2 protein-coding genes and 1 pseudogene are annotated in these 2,683 nt (G+C 51.2%); all 3 read left to right on the top strand.

Features of this window, described 5'->3' with window-relative positions; all coding sequences use genetic code 11:
• The first annotated feature begins 73 nt into the window (after positions 1–73).
• Complete coding sequence (locus Q0X25_RS08345) at positions 74–1,417, top strand: CpaF family protein (protein ID WP_298581194.1); 1,344 nt, start codon at positions 74–76, stop codon at positions 1,415–1,417.
• Positions 1,396–2,349 (top strand): type II secretion system F family protein, encoded by a 954-nt coding sequence (locus tag Q0X25_RS08340; protein WP_298581192.1) that lies wholly within the window; start codon positions 1,396–1,398, stop codon positions 2,347–2,349. The genes Q0X25_RS08345 and Q0X25_RS08340 overlap by 22 nt, the downstream gene beginning before the upstream one ends.
• A 1-nt stretch (position 2,350) precedes the next feature.
• A pseudogene (locus tag Q0X25_RS08335) lies at positions 2,351–2,683 on the top strand (hypothetical protein); the annotation flags it as partial.

Raw genomic sequence — 2,683 nt, 5'->3', positions numbered from 1 at the left:
CAGCTCAGGAGGCTGTTATTGATCCACAAGCTTCTCGCCGACCTTTCAGACTCTTTCGAAAGAAGGTGTGCTCATGAGCGTCCTTGAGAGAGTTTTGGAACAAGAAAAACTTAGTGATAGTCAACAAGGCGAGACGGCAGAGGACAAAGCACGACGAGAACGCCTCGGCAAGCTGCGTTGGCAACTCAAACGGGATATGGTCGATCGTTTAGGGCTTGAGACTATGTCTCAGCTTGTGGGTGGCACTGACGTGGCTTTGGCTCGATCCGAGTTGCGCGTATGTTGTCAAAGCCTTCTACATGGTCAGTTTTATCTGGGGCTTTCTGCTGAGGAACACGAGCTGCTCATTACGCAGGTTCTTGATGAGATTTGCGGGTTGGGTCCCCTGCAAAGCCTGCTTGATGATGAGCGCGTCACCGAAGTAATGGTTAACGGTCCCAAAGCGCTTTTCTTTGAAAAAGAAGGGCAAATCTATCCCTCTGAGCTGGCTTTTGATTCGGCAGAGCAGGTCATGGTGGTAATTGATCGAATATTGGCGCCTTTAGGTCGCCGCCTCGATCGTGCGAGCCCCATAGTTAATGCCCGACTTGCCAATGGTGATCGTGTTAATGCCGTGGCTGCCCCTATTGCAATTGACGGCCCCTCTATGACGATTAGAAAGTTTTCTAATCGCATCACTTCTTTGGCAGAGCTGGTGCGTCTTGGCTCATTGCCCAAATGGTATGCCAAGTTGCTGAGTTGGGCGGTACGCCTACGACAAGATATCGCTGTGGCAGGGGGTACCGGCTCGGGCAAGACTACGCTACTCAATGCGCTTTCTTGTGAGATTGGTATCGGTGAGCGAATTGTGACTATTGAGGACTCTGCCGAGTTGAGATTTGAGGCGCATCCAGATGTAGTGCGCTTGGAGGCACGTGATGCATCCATTGAAGGCTCTGGCGCTATTACCATTCGAGATTTAGTCAAGAACTCCTTGCGTATGCGACCAGATCGGATTGTTGTTGGTGAGGTCCGTGGTGGTGAAGCAATTGATATGTTGCAGGCAATGAATACTGGCCATGATGGTTCACTCACCACGCTACACGCAGGTACAGCTGAGGAAGCGGTACTGCGCTTGGTATTGATGGCACGGTTTGGCATGGATTTGCCTGCTGACATCATTGAAGAACAAATCACCAGTGCCCTCGATTTTATTGTGATGGGCAGGCGTTTGCCCTCAGGTCAGCGCCGCATTACGGCGATGTCTGAAGTTGGCCGCGGCTCTACGGGAGGCGTTCGGTTGGATGAGTGCGTTTCCTATGACATGGCATCTGATACATGGACTTTCAAGCGAGAGCCAGACTTTATTGCACAAGGTATGGAAGAGGGTGTGATTGACATAGAGGAGGTAACACGATGGCGACATATGCTGGCTTAGCTCTTTGCGCAAGCTGCGGCATTCTTACCTGGGCTGCTAGCTTTGTACTCATAGATCGTGGCAATGCGCAGCTCCTCGCTCCTGCAAGCATTCGCTTGCGAGTTGTTTGGCGCCACTTTGTTCATGTCTGCGACATATGTTCTCAAGCAGGACTTGTACCTGTACTCCTTAAGTTGCAAGCATGGCAAGCGGCTTCTGATGTGCTTGCCCGTCGGCTCTCACAGCTAAAGCCCTTACTTAGTAGAGAACAAGCCTGCGCTGCATTGCTGTTGGCAGATGGCGCTGCAGCTTTTATATGTCTGTTATTTTCTCGCTCACTTGTTGGTATGAGTGTTCCGGTATTTGCTCTAGCAGCAGCGCTACCAATTTGGGATGCAGCCTCTAGGCGCAAGCGTGAGATACATCTTGCTAAAGAAATGCCTGATGCCCTGCGCGCTCTCGCGTTGGCTTTGTCATCTGGCGAGACGCTTGCGCAGGCAATTGATTACGTGGGATCTCATGGACAGGGCCCCACAGCTGAAGCTTTTTCGCATGTTGCCATGCGTCTGCGCTGCGGTGATTCAGTACAAGAAGCGCTCTGCCTGCTAGAAGACGAGCTCGTAGTTCCTCGTATGGGTCTCGTAATTACTGCTTTGCTCGTATCTCAACGCACGGGTAGCCCCTTGCGTAGTCTCTTGCAAACATCTGCAGAACTTGCAGAAAAGCAAGGTGAACTTGAACGGCTTTTGGCAGTTAAAACGGCACAAGTTCGACTCTCGGTGAGGATTGTTTGTCTCCTTCCACTCACCATGGTGGCCTTGCTCTCTTTACTCTCTCCAGATTTTCAAGCAGGACTTGGCACCCCAGCAGGCGCAGGAAGCGTGATTGTTGCATTGCTTATGGACGGATTGGCGCTCTTTATTGTACGGCGCTTGATGAAAGGGGTGATTTGATATGGATGTAGCCACACTTGCGCTTATTGGTGCAACGGGCATAAGCAATTTAGCGGGAGTTTGGGTATTAGGCTCGCCCCAAAAGGATGCTCGGGAGCTGCCGTCTCAGCGTTTTTTCAATCAGTTGAGTCAGCGTGTGGAAAAGCGTTTGCCATTCATTGCGGACGTGCGTCGTCAATCGCGCTTGGCGCTGCGACGCTCAGAAGGTTTGCGGAGCCTTCCTGAAATGCTGGATATTTTGACTTTAGGGCTTTCTGCAGGACTTTCGTTTGATGCCTCTCTTGAGCCTGTCTCTTATACACATCTCCGAGCCCACGAGACCGTTATTCTAATC

The sequence above is a fragment of the uncultured Olegusella sp. genome, assembly GCF_947253395.1.
Taxonomy (GTDB): domain Bacteria; phylum Actinomycetota; class Coriobacteriia; order Coriobacteriales; family Atopobiaceae; genus Olegusella.
This window is presented reverse-complemented; position numbering and strand designations above follow the sequence as displayed.

What these genes read in the sequence shown, in the direction of transcription:
- Q0X25_RS08340 (WP_298581192.1), top strand. Translation starts at nt 1,396, where the DNA reads ATGGCGACATATGCTGGCTTAGCTCTTTGCGCAAGCTGCGGCATTCTT.
- Q0X25_RS08345 (WP_298581194.1), top strand. Translation starts at nt 74, where the DNA reads ATGAGCGTCCTTGAGAGAGTTTTGGAACAAGAAAAACTTAGTGATAGT.